Source organism: Streptomyces sp. NPDC059142, assembly GCF_042755665.1.
GTDB lineage: Bacteria > Actinomycetota > Actinomycetes > Streptomycetales > Streptomycetaceae > Streptomyces.
This window is the reverse complement of sequence record NZ_JBHZDA010000007.1, coordinates 98,693-101,395: the sequence shown is the minus strand read 5'-3', so window position 1 is coordinate 101,395 and position 2,703 is coordinate 98,693. Positions and strand designations below refer to the sequence as shown.

The 2,703-nt window shown below is 70.8% G+C and carries 2 protein-coding genes; both read right to left on the bottom strand.

The features are described 5' to 3' along the window. Window positions 1-203: 203 nt before the first annotated feature. On the bottom strand, window positions 204-986 hold the full coding sequence (map, locus tag ACFXPK_RS05190) for a type I methionyl aminopeptidase (RefSeq protein ID WP_385003347.1): 783 nt from the start codon (window positions 984-986) through the stop codon (window positions 204-206). Window positions 987-1,139: 153 nt separating this feature from the next. Then, on the bottom strand, window positions 1,140-2,429 hold the full coding sequence (locus ACFXPK_RS05185; protein ID WP_385071796.1) for a cation:dicarboxylate symporter family transporter: 1,290 nt from the start codon (window positions 2,427-2,429) through the stop codon (window positions 1,140-1,142). Window positions 2,430-2,703: the final 274 nt, after the last annotated feature.

Here is a 2,703-nt window from a genome sequence, read left to right as displayed (position 1 = left end):
GCGCGCGGGGGGGGGCGCGCGGGGGGGTCGGGGGGGGCCCCCCCCCCGCCCGCCCGCGCGCCGCGCGGTCCGGGGCCCCCGGGCTTTGGGGGGGGGCGCCCCCCCGTCCGCTCTCAGGGCGTGTCGCGGGTCCCCTCCGTATCGCCGCGCCCGTCAGGTCCGAGTGACCCCGTCACCCGCCGGAGTGTGACGGGCGGCCCGTGTCACGACCGTGCGTGCTGCGGCAGGGTGAGGATCTCGGCGCCGTCCTCGGTGATGGCGATCGTGTGTTCGCTGTGTGCGGTCCGGCAGCCCGTCGCGCTGCGGAGCGTCCACCCGTCGGTGTCGGTGACGAGTCGGGCGGTGTCCGCCATGACCCACGGCTCCAGCGCCAGCAGCAGCCCGGGGCGCAGTGTGTAGCCCCGGCGGGGCCGTCCGGTGTTCGGTACGTGCGGGTCCTGGTGCATCGTCGATCCGATGCCATGGCCTCCGAACTCGGTGTTGATCGGGTATCCGGCCTTGCCGAGGACCGTACCGATGGCATGGGAGATGTCGCCGATGCGGGCCCCCGGCCCGGCGGCGGCGATCCCCGCGGCCAGCGCGCGCTCCGTGGTGTCGATCATCGCGACGCTCTCCGGGGGCCGCGTGTCGCCGACGACGAAGCTGATGGCGGCGTCCGCGGCGACCCCGCCCTGGGAGACGGCGAGGTCGAGCGTCAGCAGATCCCCGTCGGCCAGTGTGTAGTCGTACGGCCGCCCGTGGAGTACGGCGTCGTTGACGGCCGTGCAGATGTAGTGGCCGAACGGCCCGCGCCCGAAGGAGGGCGCGTAGTCGACGTAACAGGACACCGCTCCCGCCTCGACGATCATGGCCTTGGCCCACCGGTCGATGTCCAGGAGGTTCGTGCCGACCGTGCTGCGGCCCTTCAGTGTGTGCAGGATGTCGGCGACCAGGGCGCCTGTGTCCTTCGCCCGGGTCAGCAGGGTGGAGTTCAAGATCTCGATCATGTTGCGCCCTTCCCGGCAACCAATAACTATACCGGCCGGACTATACCGGTATGAGAATGGGTTCCCGGACCGCCCGACCGCCGGACCGCCCGACCGCCGGACCGCCCGACCGCCGGACCGTCCGACCGCCGGGCTTCCCGCCGAGGAGCGCCCTCACCCGGCGGAGCGAAGGACCCTGCGGGCCTGTTCCGTGTCGAGGTCGTTCTCCCACTTGCCGATCACGATGGTGGCGACGGCGTTGCCGAGAACGTTGATGAAGACGCGGCCCTCGTTGAGGATGCGGTCGATGCCGACGATCAGGGACAGCGCGGCCAGCGGGATGTGGCCGACGGCCGTGACGGTACTGGCGAGCACGATGAACGCGCCGCCCGCGATCCCGGCCGTGCCCTTGCTGGTGAGCATCATGACGCCGACCATGACCAACTGCTGCTGCCAGGACAGGTCGATGCCCATGGCCTGGGCCAGGAACAGGGAGGCCATCGTGAGATAGACCGCGGAGCCGTCCAGGTTGAAGGAGAACCCGGAGGGGATGACGATGCCCACCACCGGCCGGCCGATGCCGAGGATCTCCAGCTTGCGGACCAGTTGCGGCAGCACCGCCTCGCTGGAACAGGTGCTCAGGGCGACCAGCAGCTCCGCCTTGAGGAAGCGCATGAGGCCGAACAGGCTCAGGCGGCAGGCCCTCATGATCGCCCCGAGCACGACCAGAACGTAGAGGACGCAGGTCGCGGTGAACAGGACGATCAGATAAGCGAGTTGCTTCAGGCTCTCGGCCCCGTAGGTGGCGACCACCGTCGCCAGCGCCCCGAAGGTGCCCAGGGGCGCCAGGCGCATCACCCAGCCGACGATACGGAAGACGACGTCCGACAGCGCCCGGATGCCGCGGGTCAGCGGCGCGCCCTCCTCGCCGGCCTTGTTCAGGGCCACGCCGAAGACGATCGAGACCATCAGCGCGGCCAGGATCGCGTCCCCGGTGATCGCGCCCAGCAGGGAGCTGGGGATCAGGGAGGAGACGAAGCCGGTGAGGGTGGCGTGCTCCGTCGCGGTCCCGGGGACGGCGTCGGCGTTGAGCGACGAGGGATCGACACGCAGGCCCGAGCCGGGCTGGAAGACGTTGGCGACCACGAGTCCGATCAGCATGGACACCAGGGACAGCGCCAGGAAGTAGCCGATCGCCTTCACGCCGATCCGGCCCGCCTTGCGCAGGTTGTCCATGGAGGCGATGCCGGTGGTCACCACGCAGAAGACGACCGGGATCACGATCATCTTGACCAGAGCGATGAACCAGTCGTTGAGCGGGGCCAGTTCCTCACCGAACCCGGGTGCGAGGATGCCCACGGCGATGCCGAGGACCGCGGCGAGCAGGACCTGGAACCACAGCTCCCGTATCAGGCGGTGCGACCGTGACCGCTGTGGGCGGTCGGCGGTGGTGGTGTGTGTCATCGTTGGTGCTCCCTTGCACGACGATCGTGTGTTGCCCTGTCCCGTGGTGGTGTGCGGGGGCGCACCGCGCGGTTCGCGTCCCCGCTCGCGTGAGGCGGTCCCGGCGGTCCCGTACGCGCGCCCCGTACGGGGTGTCCGGTCGAGGGCGCCGGCCGACGGGGCCCGCGGCGGGGGGGGGGGGTTTGGCTGGAGGGGGGGGGGGGCACTGGTGAGCCGCGCAGCACCGAGACCACTAATGGGGTGAGAGTGAGGAGGGCTGTGGGGTTTGTAGTGG

Bases quoted from the DNA above. Each gene is read 5' to 3' on its own strand.
- ACFXPK_RS05185 (WP_385071796.1), bottom strand. From the start codon at position 2,429: ATGACACACACCACCACCGCCGACCGCCCACAGCGGTCACGGTCGCAC.
- map (WP_385003347.1), bottom strand. From the start codon at position 986: ATGATCGAGATCTTGAACTCCACCCTGCTGACCCGGGCGAAGGACACA.